This is a genomic window from Streptomyces sannanensis (assembly GCF_039536205.1).
GTDB classification, from domain to species: Bacteria; Actinomycetota; Actinomycetes; order Streptomycetales; family Streptomycetaceae; genus Streptomyces; species Streptomyces sannanensis.
Genome location: NZ_BAAAYL010000001.1, coordinates 7297017 through 7320213 on the forward strand (window position 1 = coordinate 7297017; position 23197 = coordinate 7320213).

Sequence of the window (23197 nt, forward strand, 5' to 3'; positions counted from 1 at the left end):
GTGCTGGTTGCGGAAACAATTCTCCGCCCGTCCGACGTTGTCCATCTCCTATGCGATAACGGGGGTGGTCGGCTTGAAGTTGTTCCGGACGGACGCATCGCAAAGCGGCGTGAGCGAGGTCATGCCGCGTCTTGCTGAGGTCGAGGCAGATGTGCAGGGTCTCGTCGAGGCGCACATGGAGACGCTGCTAGGTGTACTGACCCGTGAGGTTAGGGACGCGGCTGGCGGGTGGTTGGCCCTTGAGCGCGGTGTGTCCGCGGTGGTGATTGTAGGTGTGCAGCCAGGCGGGGTATGCCTCGCGTCGCTCGGTCTCGCTCCGGTAGGGCTGTGCGTAGGCCCATTCGTCGAGGAGGGTGCGGTTGAACCTCTCGACTTTCCCGTTGGTCTGGGGCCGGTAGGGGCGGGTCCGCTTGTGTGAAATCCCTTGCTCTGTGAGGCAGTTGCGCCACAGGTGGGATTTATAGCAGGAGCCGTTGTCGGTCAGGACGCGTTCGACGGTGATCCCGGCCTGGGCGAAGAAGGCGTGGGCCCGCTGCCAGAATCCGACGGCGGTCTCCTTCTTCTCGTCGCCGAGGATCTCGCTGTAGGCGAGGCGGGAGTGGTCGTCGACGGCGTTGTGCAGGTAGCTGTAACCGACGCCGGAGCGGGTCTTGCGGCCGGCCTGGCGTCCGAGGGTCTTGTGGCCTCCGCCGTCGGGGATGTTGCCGAGCTTCTTGATGTCCACGTGCACCAGTTCGCCGGGGCGTTCACGTTCGTAGCGGCGTATGACGCGGCCGGTGGCACGGTCCAGGTGGGTCAGACGGGCCAGGCCGTAGCGGGTCAGGACCCGGTGGACGGTCGCGGGGTTCAGCCCGAGAAGGTAGGCGATGCGGGCCGGCCCCCACCGGCGCAGGACGCGGACCTTGATGATGCGCCGCTCGGTGCGGGTCGGGGTCCGGCGCGGGCTGCGCTGCGGGCGTGAGGACCGGTCGGTCATGCCTGCCTCGCCCAGCTCGAGGTAGCGGCCGGCCCACCGCTGGGCTGTCGTGGGTGAGACCTGGAAGCGTTCGGCGGCCCGGCGCAGGGTCCAGCCCTCGTCGACGACGCAGCGGGCCAGGCGCAGGCGGCCGGTTTCGCTCAGGGGTGCATTACGGTGGGGCACGAGGGCCTTTCTGTTGCTGGTGCAGATGTCGCAATCCACACCAGGCCAGAAGGCCCTCACCCATTTCAAGATTGGTCAGCCGTGACCCCTGTCACTGTCCACAACCTCCCGAGACAGAACAGCTAGGGCGCGTATTCGGTTGTGATCAAGGGGTGGTCCGCGTGAGGTCCTTGATCCAGATCATCGAGGCGCGGAGGTGGAGGCCGGCGAGGTAGCTCTCAGGGGTCTTGTCGAAGCGGGTGGCGATGCCTCGCCATGCCTTCAGCTTGTTGATCAGCCGCTCGACGGCATTCCGCTCCTTGTAGAGGTCGGCGTCGTGGCTGACGGGCCGACCGCCCCTGCTGCCTTTCTTCTTCCGGTTGGCGGCCTGGTCCTTCTTCTCCGGGATGACCGCCTTGATGCGGCGTTTCCGCAGGTAGGCACGGTTTCCGTGGGACGAGTAGGCCTTGTCGCCGGCAACCGCGTCGGGGCGGGTGCGGGGGCGGCCGACGGGCAGGCGGACCCGCACCTTCTTGAGCACGGGGATGAACTGCGGGCTGTCCGCGGCCTGCCCCGCGGTCAGGACGAACGCCAGAGGACGGCACTTCCGGTCGGCGGCGAGATGAACCTTGCTGGTCAGCCCGCCCCTCGAACGTCCGAGCAGGGCGGCTTTCAGCCGGAGTTTGCGCCGGCGCCGGATGTGCCGTCGTTCTTCCCGCTCGGGGTCGTTTCCGGCGTCCTGCCCGTCTTGTTCTTCCGGGCCGCCCCCTTTTGCCGGGCCTTCTCCTCGTCGACGGCGGCCTTCTCCAGAGCGGTCATGACGTCCTGGCCGAGATGGGTACCGGCAGCGTCGTGGTGGGCCCGGGCTGTGGTGGAGTCCACGCTGACCAGGGACAAGTCCACCTCACCCCGCTTCGCGGCTTCCGCGATCAGGCCCTCCAGCAGGGCTTCGAAGACGCCGGCATCCCTCCACTGCCGGAAGCGGTTGTGGACGGTCGGCCAGGCACCGAACTCCTTCGGCATCTCCCGCCACTGCCCGCCCGTCCTGAACCGCCAGATCACGCCTTCGAATTGCTGTCGCAGCCGTTCGGGGTACGGGCCAAACCTGCCGATTGGCAGGTACGGCTCGATGAACTCCCACTCCTCGTCCGTCAACTGCACCCGCGTCATGCAAGACGATCTACCGGATCAGGCCCCGCCGCGAGGGCGAATCCCGCAAATTGATCACAACTCGATACGCGCCCTAGTACTCCAGCTGTAGATGGTGATCTTCACGCTTGAGCGGCTTGCCGCCGGTAGTGGCTGGCCTGGGATCGGGCTTGGTGGCGGCGTCGCCAGTCGGACCAGCCGAGCCGATGTGCGGCATCGTGGACGGGCCGGACGACGAGAGTGATGAACAGGCGCTGGATCTCGTTGCAGGTGAGGGGTATGAGGCCGTTCGGTGCCGGTTGGCGGGCATGGTCATCGGCTCGGACGACGGCGAGGAAGGCGTGGGCGAGCATGGCGAGGGTGACCCAACGGGACCAGGACGTGTAGCGGCGGACCTGGTGCTCGTCCAGTGCGGCCAGGCCCTTGCCGGACTGGAAGAACTCCTCCACCCGCCACCTTGATCCAGCTACTCGCACCAACTCGGCCAGCGGCACTGCGGCGGGCGAGTAGCAGCGGTAGTAGGCGAGTTCGCCGGTGCTGCGGTTGCGGCGGATCAGCATCTGGCGGCTCCCGGGTCGGGGGTCGGCGAGGTCGATGACGGCCCAGTCGTAGAAGCGGTGGCCCTTCGCACCGGTCCCCGCCGACAGCTTCTGCCAGGCCCGCTTGGGGACCTTCTTGGCCAGGGTGTCGGCACGGAACTTGCCGGCTCCAGTTGCGGCTTCGTACGAGCAGGCCACCGCGAGGACGTAGCCGGTGCCGCGTTCCTCCAGCACCGTGCGAAGTTTCGGGTTACCGCCGTAGACCTCGTCGCCCGCAACCCACGCGGCCCGGTGGCCGGCGTCCAGGAACCGGGCGACCATCCGCGCAGCCAGTTCCGGCTTGGTGGCGAAAGCGGTCTCCTCGCCAAGCCCGGCGGCCCGGCAGCGGTCGGGGTCGGCGGTCCAGGAGCGCGGGACGTACAACTCCCGGTCCACCGCGGCATGCCCGCGCTGACCGGCGTAGACCAGGTAGACGGCAACTTGGGCGTTCTCGATTCTGCCGGCAGTGCCGGTGTACTGGCGCTGGACACCGACCGTGGCGGTGCCCTTCTTCACGTCGCCGGTCTCGTCGACCACCAGCACCGCCCGCTCGTCGCGCAGGTGCTCCACCACGTAGCCCCGCACGTCATCACGGACCGCGTCGGCGTCCCACTTGGCCCGGCTGAGCAGGTGCTGCATCGCGTCTGGGGTGGACTCCCCGGCCCACTCGGCGATCGTCCAGCAGTTCTTGCGAGGCAGGTCCGACAGGAGTCCGAGCACCAACCGCCGGACTCGGCGGCGGGGCTCCACCCGCGCGAAACGACCCGCGATCCGGCTCATCAGGCCCTCGAATACGTCCTGCCAGTGGACCGGGTCTACGCTGTGACCTGCGGCCACCGCTTGATCGTTCGTTGTCTTCACAAACCACGATGATCACCGGTGGCCGCAACCGTCTCGCTCCCGGTCCAGATCGCGGGACCGTACCGCGGCGGCCGGGATGCTAGGCCATCCAGCAGTACAGGCCGTGACCCCGCCCCTCGGCGGCACGGGCCAGGTCTGCCAGATCACCCAGGAGTTCCCGCACCATCTCCAAGTCGAACGCCTCGCCCTCGGCGGCCCGTTCCTGGATCCACAGCTCGCCGACCTCGGCAAGGCGAGAGGCCGAAGCGCCGGCCAGCGCTCCTTGAAGCGCACCCGAGGCGACAAACAGCAGGGGGCCGTCCCCATCCTCTGGGTCAGCAACCATGCGCGGCTCATCGGACGCGACGAGCGCCTCGAAGCTCTGCCCAGTAAGCAGGCTCTCCCACTCGACCACCGCCTCGGAAGCATCGAAGTTGCCGCAGGCCAGCGAGTCGAAGACGCCGACCGGCCCGCGATCAACAATGCCCGCAGCTGAGGTGTCGTCAGGGGCGATGAAGAACTTGATGATGATGCTCACCTGTGCATGGTGCCCGCTCAGGCCGCCACACCCCCACACGATGTCCCGGGAGATCCTGCCGAAGTCCATCAAGATCACGATCTACAGCTGGAGTATTAGACCGAGCGCGCTTCGCTTACGATTTCGCGGACCACGCCAGCGAGCAGGCATGGGTCAGGTTCGTGACCCCATACCGCATGGACTCGTTGGCCCTGTCCGTGTACGGCCAGCTGAGGCGTCCCGAGCTCACGGCCACAGCTGATACCGCGGTCGACCGCCTCGGAGACGGTCTACCGGACGGGGGCGTCGTGGTCCTCGGTGATCTCGCTTCGGCCCTACTGCGTGGGGGTGACGTCGATCAAGGGGTGTACGTGTCACGTCAGTTCGTCGCAGCTGCAGAGGCCAAGCCCAACACGATGGGCAAGGAGCGCGCATCGACTATCGCCTCGTCGCTCCCTGACAGTGGGCAGGAACTCGGCCGCCATCTACGGAAGTTCGCATCCTGAGACCCCACACGCAGTAGGCGGGTAAGCCCAGGACGCGAGCGCCGTCGTACGGGCGGCCCGGCGCTCCGCAGAACCTATGCCGTCTCCTCGATAACCCAGGACAGGTACGCCTCCGACCCGCCGGTCACGGGCAGCGTGATCCACTGGGGAACGTCGTAGGGGTGCTTCTCGTGCAGCCACGCCTCCAGTGCCGGGAGACGGTCCGTCGTAGTCATGTACGAGATCCGCCACTCCTGCGCCGTCTCGACCTTCCCCTTCCACCAGTAGAAGGCTGTGATCGGCGCATCAATGTGAACGCCCGCTGCCAGCTTGCTCTCGACCGCGCCACGGGCCAACGCCTTCGCCTGATCCTCGTTGTCGCTGGTCGTCTGCGCGATCACAATCTCGTTGGCCATGCAATTGCCTCTCCAGTTCAGTTACCGCGACTCTACCGAGCCGTCAAGGGCACACGTCACGCTGCTGAAACAGCATCATCCCGGCCCGTGCCGGACCATCCGCTAAACAGAGCGGCGTGATCATGCGGGTCACCGAGCCATCGAGGCGGCGACGCCCCTGTCCGAGGACGGTCACGGGTAGTTGCGGCATCGAAAGCGGAACCCCGCAATTAGTACTCCAGCTGTAGATCGTGATCTTGATGGACTTCGGCAGGATCTCCCGGGACATCGTGTGGGGGTGTGGCGGCCTGAGCGGGCACCATGCACAGGTGAGCATCATCATCAAGTTCTTCATCGCCCCTGACGACACCTCAGCTGCGGGCATTGTTGATCGCGGGCCGGTCGGCGTCTTCGACTCGCTGGCCTGCGGCAACTTCGATGCTTCCGAGGCGGTGGTCGAGTGGGAGAGCCTGCTTACTGGGCAGAGCTTCGAGGCGCTCGTCGCGTCCGATGAGCCGCGCATGGTTGCTGACCCAGAGGATGGGGACGGCCCCCTGCTGTTTGTCGCCTCGGGTGCGCTTCAAGGAGCGCTGGCCGGCGCTTCGGCCTCTCGCCTTGCCGAGGTCGGCGAGCTGTGGATCCAGGAACGGGCCGCCGAGGGCGAGGCGTTCGACTTGGAGATGGTGCGGGAACTCCTGGGTGATCTGGCAGACCTGGCCCGTGCCGCCGAGGGGCGGGGTCACGGCCTGTACTGCTGGATGGCCTAGCATCCCGGCCGCCGCGGTACGGTCCCGCGATCTGGACCGGGAGCGAGACGGTTGCGGCCACCGGTGATCATCGTGGTTTGTGAAGACAACGAACGATCAAGCGGTGGCCGCAGGTCACAGCGTAGACCCGGTCCACTGGCAGGACGTATTCGAGGGCCTGATGAGCCGGATCGCGGGTCGTTTCGCGCGGGTGGAGCCCCGCCGCCGAGTCCGGCGGTTGGTGCTCGGACTCCTGTCGGACCTGCCTCGCAAGAACTGCTGGACGATCGCCGAGTGGGCCGGGGAGTCCACCCCAGACGCGATGCAGCACCTGCTCAGCCGGGCCAAGTGGGACGCCGACGCGGTCCGTGATGACGTGCGGGGCTACGTGGTGGAGCACCTGCGCGACGAGCGGGCGGTGCTGGTGGTCGACGAGACCGGCGACGTGAAGAAGGGCACCGCCACGGTCGGTGTCCAGCGCCAGTACACCGGCACTGCCGGCAGAATCGAGAACGCCCAAGTTGCCGTCTACCTGGTCTACGCCGGTCAGCGCGGGCATGCCGCGGTGGACCGGGAGTTGTACGTCCCGCGCTCCTGGACCGCCGACCCCGACCGCTGCCGGGCCGCCGGGCTTGGCGAGGAGACCGCTTTCGCCACCAAGCCGGAACTGGCTGCGCGGATGGTCGCCCGGTTCCTGGACGCCGGCCACCGGGCCGCGTGGGTTGCGGGCGACGAGGTCTACGGCGGTAACCCGAAACTTCGCACGGTGCTGGAGGAACGCGGCACCGGCTACGTCCTCGCGGTGGCCTGCTCGTACGAAGCCGCAACTGGAGCCGGCAAGTTCCGTGCCGACACCCTGGCCAAGAAGGTCCCCAAGCGGGCCTGGCAGAAGCTGTCGGCGGGGACCGGTGCGAAGGGCCACCGCTTCTACGACTGGGCCGTCATCGACCTCGCCGACCCCCGACCCGGGAGCCGCCAGATGCTGATCCGCCGCAACCGCAGCACCGGCGAACTCGCCTACTACCGCTGCTACTCGCCCGCCGCAGTGCCGCTGGCCGAGTTGGTGCGAGTAGCTGGATCAAGGTGGCGGGTGGAGGAGTTCTTCCAGTCCGGCAAGGGCCTGGCCGCACTGGACGAGCACCAGGTCCGCCGCTACACGTCCTGGTCCCGTTGGGTCACCCTCGCCATGCTCGCCCACGCCTTCCTCGCCGTCGTCCGAGCCGATGACCATGCCCGCCAACCGGCACCGAACGGCCTCATACCCCTCACCTGCAACGAGATCCAGCGCCTGTTCATCACTCTCGTCGTCCGGCCCGTCCACGATGCCGCACATCGGCTCGGCTGGTCCGACTGGCGACGCCGCCACCAAGCCCGATCCCAGGCCAGCCACTACCGGCGGCAAGCCGCTCAAGCGTGAAGATCACCATCTACAGCTGGAGTATTAACGGGCGAGAGAAGTCTGAGTCCTTCATCGCGTTCGCGCTTGCTGACAGCCGGCGTGCGAAGCTGATGACAGCCGCGCGCGAGGGTGAGCCGTTTGACGAGCACACAGGTCTGCCAGCATCCGAGTTGCGGTCCATCAAGCAGCGCACTACGTGGTACGACCTGGTGCACGAATACATCGAGCAAAGATGGGAGCGCACGCCAGGGAACACCCGCCGCACCCTGGCTGATGCCTTCGCTACGGTCACGCCCGCCCTGGTACGCCCCGGCGCAGCGTATTCCGATCCGCGGGTACTGCGGCGTGCCCTGTACTCGTGGGCATTCAACAAGAAAGCTTGGGAGTGCGAGCCCACCGAGGAGTGGCTCCATGCGCTGGACTGGATGAAGCGCAACTCGCTGCCGGTCAGCGCCCTCGCGGAAGCCGACGTTCTGAGGCGGGCCCTCGATGCGATGTGCCGCAAGCTGGACGGCAAGGCGGCTGCGGCTAAAACAGCCCGACGCAAGAGGGCTGCGTTCAACGAAGCTCTCAACACTGCGGTGGAGAAGGGGTACTTCGCAGAGAACCCCCTCAAAGGGCTCCGGTGGCAAGCGCCAGCAGTCAATGAGGAGGTGGATCCGGCCGCCGTTCCCAATCCGGCCCAGGTGCTTCGGCTGCTCGAGGCCGTTGCTTGCCAGCGGGGGCGGGGTCCTCATCTTGAAGCATTCTTCGGTTGCATGTACTCGCGGCTATGCGGCCAGCAGAGGTCATCCACCTTCGGATCGAGCAATGCCACTTGCCAAAGACGGGATGGGGCATGCTGAACCTCTCGGGCGGGGTCGTCACGTCTGGCAAGGGGTGGACCGACGACGGTGAGGTGCACGAGGTGCACTCGCTCAAGCGTCGCGCGGCAAGCGCGACGCGGCCTGTTCCCATCCTGCCGCAGTTCGTACGCATGCTGCGTGCCCATGTGAATCGGTTCGACGTGGCACCTGACGGTCGACTTTTCCGGAACCAGGCTGGTAACTACGTGGACGCTGCCGCCTACGGCATCACATGGGCGCGGGCCCGGGAATACGCCCTGACCCGTACTGAGCGCACTTCTCGCCTGGCCAAGCGGCCTTACGATCTCCGTCACGCCGGGATCTCGTTCTGGCTCTACTCCGGAGTGGACCCGGCCGAGTGCGCCCGCCGCGCCGGCCAGAGCATCGAGGTTCTCTTTCGCCACTACGCCAAGTTCCTTGACGGCCTTCGAGAGCAGGCGAACCGTCTCATCGAGCAGTCCATGAACGAGTGGCAGCGCGTCAGTCAGGGTGACGTACCCGAGGGCTGAACCGGGGGTTTGGTCCGTGACTGGTCCGGAAGCACTGGTCAGGAGGGGTGCAGTCGTGGGAGGAACTGGGAGTTAGCACGCAAGCCGGGCCCGGTCGAGAACGGGTTGCACGAAGGGCGCCTGACGGGTGAAAACCCAGGTCAGGCGCCTTTTCGCATGTGTCTAGAAGAAGCCCAGCCTCTTCGGCGAGTACGACACCAGAAGATTCTTCGTCTGCTGGTAGTGCTCCAGCATCATCTTGTGCGTCTCTCGGCCGATGCCCGACTGCTTGTAGCCGCCGAAGGCGGCATGCGCCGGATAGGCGTGATAGCAGTTGGTCCACACCCGGCCCGCCTGGATGGCCCGGCCCGCCCGGTACGCGGTGTTCATGTCCCGGGTCCACACCCCGGCCCCCAGGCCGTACAGGGTGTCGTTCGCCGTGCGGATCGCGTCGTCGAAGTCGGTGAAGGACGTCACCGCGACGACCGGGCCGAAGATCTCCTCCTGGAAGATCCGCATGCGGTTGTCGCCCTCGAAGACGGTGGGCTGGACGTAGTAGCCGCCGGCCAGTTCGCCTTCGTGTTCGATCCGCTGACCGCCCGTCAGTATCTTGGCGCCCTCCTGCTGGCCGATGTCAAGGTACGAAAGGATTTTCTGGAGCTGGTCGTTGGAGGCCTGCGCGCCGATCATTGTGTCCGTGTCCAGCGGGTGCCCGGGCACGATCGCCTCGGTGCGGGCGATCGCCGCGTCAAGGAACTCGCTGTAATGGCCGCGCTGGATCAGTGCCCGTGAAGGACAGGTGCAGACCTCGCCCTGGTTGAGCGCGAACATCGTGAAGCCCTCGAGGGCCTTGTCGCGCAACTCGTCGTCCGCCGACCAGATGTCGTCGAAGAAGATGTTCGGCGACTTGCCGCCCAGCTCGAGCGTGACCGGCTTGATGTTCTCCGAGGCGTACTGCATGATCAGCCGGCCTGTCGTGGTCTCACCGGTGAAGGCGATCTTCGCGACGCGCGGGCTGGACGCGAGCGGCTTGCCCGCCTCCACGCCGAAGCCGTTGACGATGTTGATCACGCCCGGCGGCAGCAGATCGGCGACCAGGCTCATCCAGTAGTGGATGGAGGCCGGGGTCTGCTCGGCGGGTTTCAGTACCACCGCGTTGCCCGCGGCGAGCGCGGGCGCCAGCTTCCACACCGCCATCAGGATCGGGAAGTTCCACGGAATGATCTGAGCCACCACACCGAGCGGCTCGTGGAAGTGGTATGCGACCGTGTTGTCGTCGAGCTCGCTCAGCGACCCTTCCTGGGCCCGCAGCGCACCCGCGAAGTACCGGAAGTGGTCGATGGCGAGCGGTATGTCCGCGGCCAGGGTCTCCCGGACCGGCTTGCCGTTCTCCCAGCTCTCGGCGACCGCGAGCTCCTCCAGATGGGTCTCCATCCGGTCCGCGATCCTCAACAGGATGTTCGCGCGCTCGTTCGCGGCGGTACGCCCCCAGGCGGGCGCGGCCGCGTGCGCCGCGTCCAGCGCCTTTTCGACGTCCTCGGCGGTGCCGCGCGCGATCTCGGTGAAGGTACGGCCGTTGACAGGGCTCGGGTTCTCGAAGTACTGGCCGCGCGCGGGCGGGACGTACTCGCCGCCGATCCAGTGGTCGTACCGGTACCGGTACGACATGATCGAGCCTTCGGCGCCGGGTGCGGCGTAACGCGTCATCGCTCTGGCCTCCTCTCGCCACCCGCCGTTGGGCGGCGCTCGGCGCGAGGCTAGGCACCCGGAGGTTGCGAACCCGTTGCACAGGACTGCTCGGCGTCCAACGCGCGGACCCGGGCCAGCACGGGCGCCCTTCGCGGTCCCGGAAGCGCGGCGGCCAGCGCCCGCCAGACCGGGAGGTCCTCCTCGCCCCAGGGGCTGTGCGCCCAGTCGGACAGCAGTCCCGGGTCCGCCCGGTCGATGAGTGCGGCACGCAGCTGGTCCTCGAGCCGTCGGCGCAGCCGCACCACCGCGGGTGCCTGCGACGCCGGTAGCAGCGGTCCCGCATATGCGCCCATCGCCGCGGTGACGCCGCCCGACGCCAGCCGCCGCAGCACCGCGCCGAAGTCCGCGTCGATGGGCAGGGCCAGCCGGTACGGGCGTGAACGCAGCAGATCCGGGCCGAGCAGCCGGCGCAGCCGGGAGAGTTCGGCCCGCAGGGTCACCGGGGAGACCGACTCGTCCTCGTAGAGTTCGATCAGCAGTTCGTCCCCGCCCAGGCCCTCCGGCCGGTGGGCCAGCAGTACCAGGATCTCGCTGTGCCGGCGCCCCAGCCGCAGCGTCCGCCCGTTTGCGATCAGCAGTGCCTCGTCCCGCCCCAGCGCGCACAGCCGCACCGAGTCCGTGGCCGGCGGCGGCGCCAGCAGCGCCAGCTGGGACTCCGCCGCGCGGGCCACGGCCTGCACGAAGGCGAGGCTGTGCGGATGGGCGAGCCGGTCGCCGCCCGTGATGTCCACGGCGCCCAGCAGCCGCCCGGTGGCCGGGTCGTGCACCGGGGCGGCCGCGCAGGTCCACTGCTGGACCGGACGGCGGAAGTGCTCGGCGGCGAAGACCTGCACCGGACGGTCGACCTTAAGAGCTGTGCCCGGCGCGTTCGTACCCACCGCGGACTCCGCCCAGCGGGCGCCCTCCACGAAGTTCATGTCCTGCGCCCGCCGCCGGGCGGCGGGGTGTCCCTCCACCCACAGCAGCCGCCCCTGCGCGTCGCAGACGGCGACGAGGTGTTCGCCGTCCACGGCATACGCGCCCATCAGCTCACGGATCACCGGCATGGCCCGGGACAGCGGATGCCCTTCGCGGTACGGGGCCAGTTCGTCCTCGCACAGCTCCACCCGCGCCGCCCCGTCCGGGGAGACACGAGCCCGGGCCGAACGCTGCCAGGAGTCGGCGACCGGCGGGCGTACCGGCACCGGCCGCTCCAGCCGACCCGCCGTGGTGAACGCCTCGTGGGCGCGGCGCAGTGCACCACGCCGCTCGGCGGGGTCGGCGCCGGGTTCCAGCGCCACCCATGAGTCGTACCGTGAACCGCCCAACTCGGCCTCCCCGGATGCGACGACGGGACCGCCCATCGTCGTGCGGGCGGCGGCCGACGGCAAGCGGCGCGGGGCCGGCGGCCTGGCCGGAGTGAACCGGAGTCAGGCGGCCCTGACGAGTTTCATGTATCGCCTCCAGTCCCAGTTGGGCCCGGGGTCCTCGTGCGTGGCAAGGGGGACCTCGACGTGGCCGAGAATGTGCTTCCGGTCCACCGGAATCCCGTATTTCGCACAGATGGAGGCGGTGAGCTCGGCCGATGCCTCGTACATCGCATCGGTGTACATGGGCTGGTCCATCCAGCCCTCGTGCTCGATGCCGATGCTGCGGGTGTTGAAGTCCCAGTTGCCCGAATGCCAGGCGACGTCCTGCTCGCGTACGCACTGGACGATGTGGCCGTCGTAGGAGCGCATCACATAGTGCGCGGACAACGCTTCGCGCGGGTCCTGGAAGGTGTCGATCATGATGTTGAAGGTGTCGGTGGTGAGATGGATGACCACGTACTCGACGGGATATTCGGCAGGGCGACGGGCCCGCGTGTAATTGGGCGGTGCGGCCGGAACCCACGCCGCGGACGGAAAGTCGACGGGGTCCCTTCTGCGGGCCGGGCCGCGAGCGGGGGCGGGGCCGGGTGCGGGCGTGGGCTTGTCGCCCCTCCGTGCCAGCAGGGGCACCGCCGCACCGGCGGCCCCGCTTGCCGAGGCGATGGCGCCCCGCAATAGCCATCTGCGATTCGGCAGGCTGCGTTCCATGACCACTCCTGTGGGGGTTTGAGCAGGGAGCGGCCCACGCTACGGGGCGTGTGGAGGGGGCGGAATCCGGCCGACGGCGTGTCAGTGAACATGATCCGAAAGTATGATTTTCGGGTTGCTGGGTGCCGTCGGCCGTCAAGCCCTCCGGGGACGGACACGCCCGGACCTCAGCCGTCGGCCGCCCCGGCGAGCGCCGACGCCGGATCCGAGGCGGCGGGTCCGGCAGGGATCCAGCGGCCGCGGTGTCTGCGGTACGGCCACCAGCGTCCGTCACGGCCGTAACGCAGCTGGACGTTCGCATCGAGCACCGTCCACCGGTTGCGGCTCGCCCGCAGCGGCGGCCGTTCGCCGTCCTCCCAGGCACGCTCGAGCGCCGCGTGGGCCCGCGCCAGTCCCTCCGGCCCCGGGGTCCAGTCCTCCTCGAGGACGGACAGCGACGCGGCGCCGCCCACCTGCCAGGCCCGTACTGCGAGGTCCAGCTCCGCCCGTCCGCGTCCGGTGTGCTCCGCGATCCGGGCGGCGATCCGGGCCTCCGGGTCCCCGGCGGCCATCCGGACAGCGTCCTGGCCGGCCGTCAGCCGGCCCTCCACCGGTCGGCCTCCATGGCCGGGAGCCAGTGCTTCCGCCAGCATGCGGTACGCCCGGACCGCCGCGTCGGCCGCCAGGAACTCCAGCGCGGCCGCGTCGACGCCCGGTGCCGGGCCGGTCTCGGTGTCCAGGGCCGGCGGGCGGCCCGGCCGCTCCGGGAGCGGCGGGGGAGCGGGCAGCGGGGGCAGGATGTCCCGCGCCGCGAACGCCTCGTCGGCCGGTACACCCTCGGGCTCTGCCCCGGCCTCGGGAGCGACCGGGGCCGCCGCCCGGACGGCGCTGCGCTCCTGGAGCTCGTCGAGCAGCCGGCGCTTGCTCCGCCCACGCAGCAGCAGCAGCACGAACGGGTCCCGGTCGAGCAGTCGCGCCACCTGGTAGCTCAGCGCCGCCGTATGCGGGCAGTGGTCCCATACGCCGCAGCCGCATCCGGGTTCCAGGTCGCCGATGCCCGGCAGCAGTTCGACCCCGGTGGCTGATGCGTCCTCCACCAGGTGGGGCGACATCTCGCGGTCCAGCAGAGCCGCGATATGTCCCGACCGGCCGGCTGCCGTGTCCAGAAAGCGATCCCATTCCGCGTCGCCCAACTGCCGCAGCAGCACATCGGCGCGATGGCCGTGCACGACCGCCGTGATCCGCCCGGGTCGTACGGAGATCGCGCCGACGGCGCCCTCGCGGGCGTACTTCCGTCCCTTTTTCAGCTGCCCGCCGTCCAGCGCCGTGTCCTCCAGCGCCTGCAGCCAGGCCCGGCCCCACCAGGTCTGCGCGAAGCCGCGCCCGTGGACCGGCGGCAGCGCCTCGAACGTCCACTCGTCCTCATACCCCCGAGTCATCGTGCGCCCCCTCGCAGTTCCACCAGGTCCGCCAGCTCGGCGTCGGACAGTTCGGTCAGCGCGGCCTCGCCCGAGCCGAGGACGGCGTCCGCCAACTCCCGCTTCCGCGCGAGCATGTCGGCGATCCGGTCCTCGATCGTGCCCTCACAGATCAGCCGGTGCACCTGCACGGGCCGGGTCTGGCCGATGCGGTACGCGCGGTCGGTGGCCTGCGCCTCCACGGCCGGGTTCCACCAGCGGTCGTAGTGCACGACATGACCGGCCCGGGTGAGGTTCAGACCCGTGCCCGCGGCCTTCAACGACAGCAGGAAAACCGGGACTTCACCGTTCTGGAAGCGGCGCACCTGCTCCTCCCGTTCGGCCACGGGGGTCCCGCCGTGCAACAGCTGCACAGGCACTCCACGGCGCGTCAGGTGATGCTCCATCAGCCGGGCCATTTGCGCGTACTGCGTGAAGACCAGCACACCCGCGCCCTCGGCGACGATCGTGTCGAGCAGTTCGTCCAGCAGCTCCAGCTTCCCCGAGCGGTTCTCGACCCTGGGGCTGTCCTCCTTGAGGTACTGCGCCGGATGGTTGCAGATCTGCTTGAGCGAGGTCAGCAGCTTCATCACCAGGCCGCGGCGGGCGAAGCCGTCCGCGCCGGAGATCTCCGCGAGCGTCTCGCGCACCACCGCCTCGTACAGGCCTGCCTGCTCCTTGGTGAGCGGTACGGCCCGGTCGGTCTCGGTCTTCGACGGCAGCTCGGGCGCGATCCCCGGGTCGGACTTGCGGCGGCGCAACAGGAAGGGACGTACGAGCCGGGCGAGCCGCTCGGCGGCGGCGGGGTCGCCGCCGCTCTCGACGGCCCGGGCGTAGCGGGTACGGAACGTACCGAGTCGCCCCAGCAGCCCCGGCGTCGTCCAGTCGAGGACCGCCCACAGCTCGGAGAGATTGTTCTCCACGGGCGTGCCGGTGAGCGCGACCCGCGCCTTTGCGCCGATGGTGCGCAGCTGCTTCGCGGTCGAGGAGTGCGGATTCTTGACATGTTGGGCCTCGTCGGCGACCACCAGACCCCACTCCACCCCGGCGAGCCGACCGGCGTCCAGCCGCATCGTGCCGTACGTGGTGAGTACGAACTCCCCGTCCGCCAGTTCCTCCAGACTGCGCGCGGCGCCGTGGAAGCGGCGCACCGGGGTGCCCGGCGCGAACCTGCCGATCTCCCGCTGCCAGTTGCCCATCAGCGACGTCGGGCAGACCACGAGCGTGGGACCGGCCGTCGGCCGCTCCGTCTGCCGGTGCAGATGGAGGGCGATCAGCGTGATCGTCTTGCCCAGACCCATGTCGTCGGCGAGGCAGCCGCCGAGGCCGAGCGAGGTCATCCGGGCGAGCCAGTTGAGCCCGCGCAGCTGGTAGTCGCGCAGCCGGGCGGCGAGCGCTTCCGGCTGCCCGATCGTCTGCGTACCCTCCGGGTCGGCGAGCAGGTCGCGCAGCCCGGCCAGCCAGCCCGTGGCCTCGACGTCCACCCGTTGCCCGTCGACCTCGGCCCGCCCGGTCAGTACGGCACCGAGCGCGTCGACCGGGGTGAGCTTGCGGTCCTGGCGCGCCCGGGCGCGCCGCGCGTCCTCCGGGTCGACCAGCACCCACTGGTCGCGCAGCCGCACCACGGGACGGCTCGCCTCGGCGAGCCGGTCCAGTTCCTCGCGGGTGAGCCGCTGGTCGCCCAGTGCGAACGACCAGTTGAACGCGAGCAGGGCGTCCGCGGAGAGGAAGGACGGCGCCGCGGTGCCGCTGTCCTCCTCCTGCGGTCCGACGACGGCACGTGCGGTCAGCCCCCGCGCCGGCTCCCTGGGCCAGTGCACCTGTACACCGGTGGCGGCGAGGGCCCGCGCCGCCTCGCCCAGCAGCTCGGTCACCTCCTCGTCGGCGAGCTCGACGGCATCCGGCACCGCCGCCGAGAGCAGGGGCGCGAGCGGGGCCCAGGCGCGGGCGGCCCGGCGCAGCGCGACCAGCGCGTCCATCCGGGCCCGCGGCCCGAAGGAGGCGCCGGCCGGACCGGAGCCGGCCCACACCTCGGCGGAGTCCGCGACCAGCAGCGGGTCGCTGACACTGTGGATCTGGAGGACGGCACGGAAGACCGGGCTCTCGCCCTCGGCGTCCGCCGCGGCGAGCCCGGGCAGTTCGACCCGCAGGGAGAGACGTACGCCCGCGTCGTGCCCGGCGGCGATCTCGGCGGCCCAGGCCCGCTGCTCGGGAACGCGCTGCGGCGCCGGTGCCGCGAAGGCCGGGCCGCCGGCGGCGAGTGGTGCGGCGGGAGTGCGCGGCAGTCCGTCCGCTACCGCGTCGAGGAAGGTCCTCAGCAGCCGCTCCGGTTCGGGCAGCCGCACCGGCTCGGTGCCGTCGAGGGGCACGGCGTGGGCACGCGGCGGCATCGACGCGGCGAGGGTGCGTACCCGCTCCAGGTCGTCGGCGGCCAGTGGCCCGGCCCGCCAGGCGTCGTGGTCGTCGGCGGTGAGACCCGGCAGCAGCCGCCCGCGGGCAGCGAGTTGCAGGGCGAGCAGCGCGGCGGCGCCCCAGAACGCGACGGCCTCGGTGGCCTGTGCCGAGGTGCGGGCCCGGGTGAGGACCGGCAGCGCGTCCCCCACGGGCAGCACCAGCGCCCGTGCGTCACAGGGACGCGCGTCGTCGGCGACGAGCGTCACCTCCTCGACGGCAGCCGCGAGCACGGCGGGCGGCTCGCTGCCGTCGGGGTGCCAGAAGGCGACGCGGCCTGCGCGTGCCGGGATCGCGGGCAGGAAGACCGCGGAGCAGCGGGCGAGTTCGGTGATCTCGGAGGGCGTTGCCGTGGGGGAACTGTGCGCAGCGATGATGTGATTCCTCAAATTTGACTACTCGGCCTGGGGTCGTTGAGGGTACACCAGACCGGGCAGGGGCGGACGCCATCACGTTGTGACGCGGGTCACCGCCGCTGGAACCGTGCGCAGGCGGCGTACGTTCGTAAGAGAGGAAGCGGCACGGGCCGCGAAGGAGGCGACGAAGATGTCGAAGAGCGCGAAGATCGCCGCCGCGGGTGTGGTGGCCGGCCTCGTCCTGATCCCCCTGATCGGATTCTGGCCCTCGCTGCTGGTGATCGTCGGTGTGCCGGTCGCGGCATACCTGATGCTGGACCCCTTCCAGCGCCGCAGGCTGCGCCGGATCCCACGCAAGGAGATCGGCCGCTGATCACTTCTCCGACGTGCCGTTATAGGGTCGTACGGCTCGATAGCAGGTACGGAAGAGGGGAGTTCCGCACGATGAGCGGGACGGTCACAGCGGTCAGCAGCAACGCCGAATACTCGTTCACCAAACCCAACCGCGACAGCATCACCCTGCTCGCCGGGCTCGGCGTCGAGGGGGACGTGCACGCGGGCGTGACCGTCAAGCACCGCTCCCGCGTCGCCAAGGACCCCACCGTGCCGAACCTGCGCCAGGTCCACTTCATCCACCAGGAGCTCTTCGACGAGGTGCGGGAAGCGGGCTTCGAGGTGGCGCCCGGCGAGCTCGGCGAGAACATCACCACCCGCGGCCTCGACCTGCTCGGGCTACCCACCGGAACCCTGCTCCGCATCGGCGCCGAGGCGGTCGTCGAGCTCACCGGACTGCGCAACCCCTGCCTCCAGATCGACAACTTCCAGAACGGGCTGCTCAAGCAGTGCGTGGGCCGCGACGAGGACGGCAACATCGTGCGCAAGGCCGGCGTCATGAGCGTCGTCAGGACCGGCGGAGTCATACGACCGGGCGACCCGATCAAGGTGGAACTCCCGGAGGGCGAGCACAGGCCCCTTCAGGCGGTCTGACCGGAGGCCCTCAGCCTGCCGGGGCGGTGAGCCGCTGTGCAGGTGTCGCGTGAGGCCGGGGCGTGGACGAGGCCGTGAACCGGCCCACGGCGGCCGGCCGCAAGTCAGCCGTAGTACTCGCGCATCAGCTCCACCGACCACCGCGGCTGCACGACCTCACCGCGTGGCCCGAACTCCGCCATGTAAGGAGATCAAGGGCTACCCGGACGGCTACGAGGTCGCCGGACTCGGCATCTTCCCGGTCCCGGGCGTACGCGGCTGCCCGGTGCTGCACGGGCAGCGGTCGGCTGCCGCTGCCGGGTGACCCCAGGGTCGCGCGCAGCCAGGTGAGTTCGGCCAGGCTGGTCGCGCGGGCGATGGTGAGGATGCCGCGCCGGAAGGGGTCGTCGAGCTCCTCGGCGCGCAGCGGACGTTCGCCGTCGCTCTCGCTGTAGCCGTAGAAGAAACTGGCGGGCTGCTCCAGGAAGTCGAGCCGCCGCCGCAGCACACCTGCCTGCGCCGCCTGGTCCGGCAGATGCCGCAGGAAGGCGAGCAGGGTGAACCAGCGGTTCTCGTCGGTGATTTCCTGCTGCACGGGTTCCGCGAGCCGCCGCAGTAGCTCCGCCTGCCCTCGTCGGTGAGGGTGAGGACGTGCCGGGGCGCCGCGACGGCGCCCGGCTGGGTCTCGCGAGCGAGCAGACCAGCTTTCTCCAGGCGCTTGATGGCCGGGTAGAGCGTACGTGACGTTCGACAACGCGGAGGCGTTCATCCGCGCGGCCGTTGCTCAGTCCTGACGGGCCGCCAGAGCGAGAAAGCGCGCGTCCTCGTCCACGTATGAGGTCATCCGCCAACCCGAAGCGGCCAGCAGCGGACGGAGATTGCCCTCGGCGCGCAGATCGCCCGGAGTGATCTGCCGTCCCTGCCGGGCCGCGAGGGCCGCCCGGCCGACGGGATGGAACAGCGCGAGCAGTCCGCCGGGCCGTACGACCCGGGCCAGTTCACGCAGATTCGCCTCGGGCTCGGGCAGGTGGGCGATGAGTCCGGCGCCGAACACGGCGTCCAGAGAGCGGTAGCGCAGCGGCAGCCGGGCCACGTCGCCGAGCAGCAGCCGGCCGTGGCCGCCCCGCCCCGCCCGTACCGCCGCGTCGAGCATCGCGGGGGTGAGGTCCACGCCCAGCACCGTGCCCTCCGGGCCCACGGCGGCACGCAGCGGCCGCAGGGCGCGGCCGGTGCCGCAGCCGGCGTCGAGCACGGTGTTTCCGGGCTTCAGTCCCAGCGTGGCGACGGCGGCGGCATAGGCCGGTCCGTCGTCGGGGAAGCGAGCGTCCCAGTCCGCGGCGCGGGCGCTGAAGAATTCCTGAACGTGCGTGTGGTCCTCGGCCATGCGGACATGATCCCTCACACCGGGGAAGGTGCTCCTGCGCGCATGTTCGGACTCGATGCGATCGTTCCGGAAAATTTATGCGTCATATCCCATCAGCTTTCGAAATGCGCCCCTTGTGTGCGCCCTCGTGAGGACTAGCGTCCCCGAGCCATGGGACACCTGGACCACGCCGCCTTCGGCTGGCTTACCCCCGTGCTGTCGTACGTGATGGCCTGCATGGGCGCCGCCCTCGGGCTTCGCTGCACCGTGCGGGCGCTCGACGCCCAAGGCCGCTCCCGGCGCAACTGGCTGATCACGGCGGCTTCCGCGATCGGCACCGGCATCTGGACGATGCATTTCGTGGCGATGCTGGGCTTCGGCGTCACCGGCACCGACATCCGCTACAACGTTCCGCTGACGCTGCTCAGCCTGCTCGTCGCCATGCTGGTCGTGGGCGGCGGGGTCTTCGCCGTCGGGTACGGACGCGACCGTCCCCGGGCCCTGCTGCTCGGCGGCCTCACGACCGGACTGGGCGTGGCGAGCATGCACTACCTCGGCATGGCAGCCCTGCGCCTGCACGGATCCGTCCACTACCACCCCGTGCTCGTCGGACTGTCCGTGGCCATCGCCGTCATCGCGGCCACCGCCGCCCTGTGGGCCGCGCTGAACATCAAGTCACCGGTCGCCGTCGCGATCGCCTCGCTCGTCATGGGCGCGGCGGTCAGCAGCATGCACTACACCGGCATGATCGCGGTCGACGTGCGGGTCGACCCATCGGGAGAGGCGCTCGCCGGGGCCACGACGATGCAGTTCGTCTTTCCCCTCGCCGTCGGCCTCGGCTCCTATCTCTTCCTCACCTCCGCCTTCGTCGCGCTCTCCCCGACCGCGCGGGAACGCGCCGCCTATGCCTCGGCCGAACGGCTCGCCGAGACCTCGGCTCCCTAACGCTGTGGCCGGGAAGGTTTGCCGGGTGGCTCGCGGCTCCCCCAGCTACCTCCCCCAGCTACCTCTGGGGGCGTCCCCAGGGTGCCCCCAGAGGTGCCCCCAGGTGCGGTGCATCGCAAGGCGGAGCATCACAGCTCGTACTCGGCCGTACTCGCGCGATGCGACAACAGTGGGGGTACCTCCCGTGCCCGAAGGGCTACGGGGGAGAGGTGCCGCCGGACGTCGCGAGCCGGTGAACCTTTCCGGTCACAGCACTATCCCCTAAGCCCCGTACCGTAAGCGAGGACACCTGTGCGAACACCCCGCAGGACCCTGGGCACCGGCATATCGCCCGCCCCGCCCACGACGGCGGCGCGCGGACGGCGGGCCCACGCCGGCCCGCCCGCGGACGAGAGAGACGACCCCCCGGCGGCCTCGGACGAGGCGCGGGTGCCTGCGGCCGGGACCCAGCGCCGCCGGTGGCGGCTGCGTCCCAGGACCGTCCGCGCGAAAATCATCTCGCTGCTGATGGTGCCGGTCGTCTCGCTGCTCGCCCTGTGGGGGTTCGCCACCGTCACCACCGCCCAGGACGTGGCCAGGCTGCGCCAGTCCCAGCGGGTCGACCAGCTGGTGAGGGCACCGGTCGCCGCCGCGATTGCCCGGCTCCAGGACGAACGCCGGGCCGCCGTACAGCAGGTGGCGGCCCCCGACGCGGAGCGCGGGGCCGCACTCCGGCAGCAGGCCGCACGCACCGACGACGCGGTGGCCGCGCTGAGTCTGGACAGCGGCCACACCGTTGCCGAGGGCGGAGACCTGCCGGCCGGGGTGGCGGACCGTCTGGAACGGTTCGTCGCCGCTGTACGGAAGCTGCGCGCCCTGCGCGCCGATGTCCTCGACGGCGTGGCCGACTGGGACGCTACGTACCAGCAGTACACCTCCACCATCGCCACGGCCTTCACCATCGCGGGTGGACTCACCGGCATCCAGGACGCCGAACTCGGCTCCGACGCCCGAGTCCTCTACGAGTTCACCCGGGCCGGAGAGATGCTGTCCCGGGAGGAGGCGCTGCTCGCCTCCGCGCAGCTCACCGGCACGCTGAGCGGATCGCGGCTGCGACTGTTCGCCGGCGCCGTGGAGACCCGCCGCACCCTGACCGACTCCGCCGCGGCCGACCTGCCCGGATCGCAGGGCGCCGCCTGGCACGACTTCACCCGGTCAGGCGTGTACGCGGTGCTGGGCAACACCGAGGACAAAGTGCTCGCCGCCAGTCCCGGCCGCAATGCCGCTGTCGCCGTACCGGCCGCCACCTGGGAACAGACCCGGGCGGGCGTGGAGAAGGGCATGCGGGCCATCGAGTCCGGCGCCGTGCGCAGCGCCGCCGAACGGGCGGACCCGTTCACCCGGGGTGCACTCACGCCCGCGGGGGCGGCCGTGCTCCTTGGGCTCGTCGCCGTGGCCGCCTCCCTCGTCATCTCGGTCCGCATCGGCCGCGGTCTCGTCGTCGAACTGGTCACCCTGCGCAACAGCGCCCTGGCGATCGCCCGCCGCAAACTGCCCCGTGCCATGCGTCGGCTCCGGGCCGGCGAGGAACTCGACATCCTCGCCGAGGCCCCGGCGGGGCCGCCCGCGCAGGACGAGATCGGCCAGGTCGGCGAGGCGCTCACCACCGTCCACCGGGCAGCGCTCGGCGCGGCCGTCGAGCGCGCGGAGCTGGCCAGCGGCATCTCCGGCGTCTTCGTCAATCTCGCCCGGCGCAGTCAGGTCCTGGTGCACCGTCAGCTCAATCTGCTGGACAGCATGGAACGCCGCGTCGACGACCCGAACGAACTCGGCGACCTCTTCCGGCTCGACCACCTCACCACCCGTATGCGGCGTCACGCCGAAAGCCTGATCATCCTCTCCGGCGCGGCCCCAGGCCGGGCCTGGCGGACACCCGTCCCGCTCACCAACGTGGTACGTGCCGCCATCTCCGAGATCGAGGACTACGCCCGTGTCGAGGTCCGCCACTTCCCCGACACCGCCGTCACCGGTTCGGCCGTCGCCGACCTCACCCATCTCCTCGCCGAGCTCATCGAGAACGCCGCCCAGTTCTCCCCGCCGCACACCAAGGTGCGGATCAACGGCGAACCCGTCGGGAACGGCTATGTGCTCGAGATCGAGGACCGCGGTCTGGGCATGGGACCGGAGGCCCTGAAGCAGGCGAACCTGAGGATCGAGCAGTCGGAGGCGCTGGACCTCTTCGACAGCGACCGGCTGGGCCTCTTCGTGGTCAGCCGGCTCTCCGCCCGGCACGCCGTCAGGGTGCATCTTCGGACCTCGCCGTACGGGGGAACCACTGCGGTCGTCCTGCTGCCCACCGGACTGCTGAAGACGACCGCGAACGAGTCCGGGGACGCGGCCCCCTCCCGGGCGCAGGTACCCGCCCCGGCATCACGGGCGGCGGAGGAGCCACCGTGGGCCGTACAGCCCGCACAGCCGGCCCGAACCGCACCGCCCGGGCCGCCGCGCCCGCCCTCCCACCCGGTCCTTCCCGAGCAGCTCCCCCAGCATGAGCAACCTGTGCCCGCCGGGGTCACGGCTCTGCGGGACCGTATGCGGCCCCCGCCGCAGGGCAGCATCGGACGCGTCACGGACGACACCGACGACGAAAACACCGAGCGCGGCGGCGCGCCAGCCGGCAGACTGCCGCGCCGGGTCCGTGGGGCCGGCCTCGCCCCCCAGCTGCGCGGGGCCCCGGCGCCCGAGACGCCCTCCTCCGGCGACCGAGAAGGCGCCGCGGAGCGCACACCGGAACAGGTCAGGGACCGTATGACTGCCTATCTCAGCGGCTGGGCCCGCGGTGGCGGCACCCCGGCAGGCAAGTCCAGTGAAGGAGACCACGCATGATCGAGCACCACAGGATGGACACCGCGCCCCGCTCCGGTGAACTCGACTGGCTGCTGGACGACCTCGTCCTCCGGGTCGCGGAGGTCAGGCACGCGGTGGTGCTGTCCAACGACGGCCTCGCCGTCGGCGCCTCCAGCGCCCTGTCCCGCGAGGACGCCGAGCACCTGGCCGCCGTGGCCTCCGGCTTCCACAGCCTTGCCAAGGGCGTGGGCCGGCATTTCCGGGTCGGCGGAGTACGCCAGACGATGGTCGAGATGGACGAGGGTTTCCTCTTCGTCGCGGCGGCCGGGGACGGCTCCTGCCTTGCGGTGCTCAGTTCCGTCACCGCGGACGTGGGTCTGATCGCCTATGAGATGGCCAGGCTGGTGAACCGGGTCGGCGAGCACCTGGCCACCCCGGCACGGCACCCGGCCCAGCCCCCGGCGGCCGGGTGACCAGCGGCAGAGA

The 23197-nt window shown here is 70.2% G+C and carries 20 protein-coding genes and 5 pseudogenes; 12 read left to right on the forward strand and 13 right to left on the reverse strand.

Annotated features, from left to right (window positions below; translation table 11 throughout):
* Positions 1-7 precede the first annotated feature (7 nt).
* Positions 8-196 (forward strand): annotated as a pseudogene (locus tag ABD858_RS33900) (DUF5655 domain-containing protein); the annotation flags it as partial.
* On the opposite strand, the gene ABD858_RS33905 reads toward ABD858_RS33900, so the two are convergent.
* The 4 genes and pseudogenes from ABD858_RS33905 to ABD858_RS33920 form a co-directional block, all read right to left on the reverse strand.
* Positions 188-1141 (reverse strand): IS481 family transposase, encoded by a 954-nt coding sequence (locus ABD858_RS33905; RefSeq protein WP_345033722.1) that lies wholly within the window; start codon positions 1139-1141, stop codon positions 188-190. The pseudogene ABD858_RS33900 and the gene ABD858_RS33905 sit on opposite strands and share 9 nt — an antisense overlap.
* A gap of 145 nt (positions 1142-1286) precedes the next feature.
* A pseudogene (locus ABD858_RS33910) lies at positions 1287-2290 on the reverse strand (IS5 family transposase).
* Positions 2291-2391: 101 nt separating this feature from the next.
* A complete protein-coding gene (locus ABD858_RS33915; RefSeq protein WP_345044180.1) occupies positions 2392-3627 on the reverse strand; it encodes an IS701 family transposase in 1236 nt (411 codons plus the stop codon).
* Positions 3628-3787: 160 nt separating this feature from the next.
* Positions 3788-4225: a hypothetical protein gene (locus ABD858_RS33920; protein WP_345033718.1), complete on the reverse strand. Its 438-nt coding sequence runs from the start codon at positions 4223-4225 to the stop codon at positions 3788-3790.
* A gap of 95 nt (positions 4226-4320) precedes the next feature.
* Between ABD858_RS33920 and ABD858_RS33925 the strand changes: the two are divergent.
* Positions 4321-4710: pseudogene (locus tag ABD858_RS33925) on the forward strand (transcriptional regulator); the annotation flags it as partial.
* Positions 4711-4784: 74 nt separating this feature from the next.
* Here the strand turns inward: ABD858_RS33925 and cutA are convergent.
* Both cutA and ABD858_RS33935 read right to left on the reverse strand, forming a co-directional pair.
* Positions 4785-5105: a divalent-cation tolerance protein CutA gene (gene cutA / locus ABD858_RS33930; RefSeq protein ID WP_073948164.1), complete on the reverse strand. Its 321-nt coding sequence runs from the start codon at positions 5103-5105 to the stop codon at positions 4785-4787.
* Between the two features lie 43 nt (positions 5106-5148).
* Positions 5149-5373, reverse strand: a complete 225-nt coding sequence (locus tag ABD858_RS33935) for a hypothetical protein (RefSeq protein ID WP_345033719.1) — start codon at positions 5371-5373, stop codon at positions 5149-5151.
* Positions 5374-5413: 40 nt separating this feature from the next.
* Here ABD858_RS33935 and ABD858_RS33940 point away from each other — a divergent pair, with 40 nt between their 5' ends.
* From ABD858_RS33940 to ABD858_RS33955, 4 genes are all read left to right on the forward strand, one after another.
* Positions 5414-5851, forward strand: a complete 438-nt coding sequence (locus ABD858_RS33940) for a hypothetical protein (protein ID WP_345033718.1) — start codon at positions 5414-5416, stop codon at positions 5849-5851.
* Between the two features lie 160 nt (positions 5852-6011).
* Positions 6012-7247 (forward strand): IS701 family transposase, encoded by a 1236-nt coding sequence (locus ABD858_RS33945; RefSeq protein ID WP_345044180.1) that lies wholly within the window; start codon positions 6012-6014, stop codon positions 7245-7247.
* Positions 7244-8074 carry a hypothetical protein gene (locus ABD858_RS33950; RefSeq protein WP_345033717.1) on the forward strand — a complete coding sequence of 277 codons (831 nt, stop codon included), beginning with the start codon at positions 7244-7246 and terminating at the stop codon, positions 8072-8074. Before ABD858_RS33945 ends, ABD858_RS33950 begins: the two co-directional genes overlap by 4 nt.
* On the forward strand, positions 8068-8583 hold the full coding sequence (locus ABD858_RS33955; RefSeq protein ID WP_345033715.1) for a hypothetical protein: 516 nt from the start codon (positions 8068-8070) through the stop codon (positions 8581-8583). The genes ABD858_RS33950 and ABD858_RS33955 overlap by 7 nt, the downstream gene beginning before the upstream one ends.
* A 162-nt stretch (positions 8584-8745) precedes the next feature.
* Here the strand turns inward: ABD858_RS33955 and exaC are convergent, their stop codons facing one another.
* The 5 genes from exaC to ABD858_RS33980 form a co-directional block, all read right to left on the reverse strand.
* Positions 8746-10269 (reverse strand): acetaldehyde dehydrogenase ExaC, encoded by a 1524-nt coding sequence (gene exaC, locus ABD858_RS33960; RefSeq protein ID WP_345033714.1) that lies wholly within the window; start codon positions 10267-10269, stop codon positions 8746-8748.
* A 50-nt stretch (positions 10270-10319) separates the two neighbouring features.
* Positions 10320-11591 (reverse strand): GAF domain-containing protein, encoded by a 1272-nt coding sequence (locus ABD858_RS33965; RefSeq protein ID WP_345033712.1) that lies wholly within the window; start codon positions 11589-11591, stop codon positions 10320-10322.
* Between the two features lie 129 nt (positions 11592-11720).
* The gene (locus ABD858_RS33970) at positions 11721-12368 is read right to left on the reverse strand and encodes an N-acetylmuramoyl-L-alanine amidase (RefSeq protein WP_345033711.1); all 648 of its coding nucleotides are present in this window, start codon (positions 12366-12368) and stop codon (positions 11721-11723) included.
* A gap of 167 nt (positions 12369-12535) precedes the next feature.
* A complete protein-coding gene (locus ABD858_RS33975; RefSeq protein ID WP_345033709.1) occupies positions 12536-13786 on the reverse strand; it encodes an SWIM zinc finger family protein in 1251 nt (416 codons plus the stop codon).
* Complete coding sequence (locus ABD858_RS33980; protein WP_345033708.1) at positions 13783-16644, reverse strand: DEAD/DEAH box helicase; 2862 nt, start codon at positions 16642-16644, stop codon at positions 13783-13785. Before ABD858_RS33980 ends, ABD858_RS33975 begins: the two co-directional genes overlap by 4 nt.
* A gap of 157 nt (positions 16645-16801) precedes the next feature.
* Between ABD858_RS33980 and ABD858_RS33985 the strand changes: the two genes are divergently transcribed.
* From ABD858_RS33985 to ABD858_RS33995, 3 genes and pseudogenes are all read left to right on the forward strand, one after another.
* On the forward strand, positions 16802-16984 hold the full coding sequence (locus ABD858_RS33985) for a hypothetical protein (protein ID WP_345033707.1): 183 nt from the start codon (positions 16802-16804) through the stop codon (positions 16982-16984).
* A 71-nt stretch (positions 16985-17055) separates the two neighbouring features.
* Complete coding sequence (locus tag ABD858_RS33990; RefSeq protein WP_345033705.1) at positions 17056-17598, forward strand: MOSC domain-containing protein; 543 nt, start codon at positions 17056-17058, stop codon at positions 17596-17598.
* A gap of 154 nt (positions 17599-17752) precedes the next feature.
* A pseudogene (locus ABD858_RS33995) lies at positions 17753-17902 on the forward strand (oxygenase MpaB family protein); the annotation flags it as partial.
* Here the strand turns inward: ABD858_RS33995 and ABD858_RS34000 are convergent.
* A pseudogene (locus tag ABD858_RS34000) lies at positions 17888-18315 on the reverse strand (PadR family transcriptional regulator); the annotation flags it as partial. The pseudogenes ABD858_RS33995 and ABD858_RS34000 overlap by 15 nt on opposite strands.
* A gap of 46 nt (positions 18316-18361) precedes the next feature.
* On the reverse strand, positions 18362-18961 hold the full coding sequence (locus tag ABD858_RS34005; protein ID WP_345033704.1) for a class I SAM-dependent methyltransferase: 600 nt from the start codon (positions 18959-18961) through the stop codon (positions 18362-18364).
* Between the two features lie 150 nt (positions 18962-19111).
* Here ABD858_RS34005 and ABD858_RS34010 point away from each other — a divergent pair, with 150 nt between their 5' ends.
* From ABD858_RS34010 to ABD858_RS34020, 3 genes are all read left to right on the forward strand, one after another.
* A complete protein-coding gene (locus ABD858_RS34010) occupies positions 19112-19885 on the forward strand; it encodes an MHYT domain-containing protein (protein WP_345033702.1) in 774 nt (257 codons plus the stop codon).
* A gap of 291 nt (positions 19886-20176) precedes the next feature.
* Entirely contained in the window at positions 20177-22750 is a 2574-nt protein-coding gene (locus ABD858_RS34015) for a sensor histidine kinase (protein WP_345033701.1), read from the forward strand.
* Positions 22747-23184 (forward strand): roadblock/LC7 domain-containing protein, encoded by a 438-nt coding sequence (locus ABD858_RS34020; RefSeq protein ID WP_345033700.1) that lies wholly within the window; start codon positions 22747-22749, stop codon positions 23182-23184. Before ABD858_RS34015 ends, ABD858_RS34020 begins: the two co-directional genes overlap by 4 nt.
* The last annotated feature ends 13 nt before the right edge of the window (positions 23185-23197 follow it).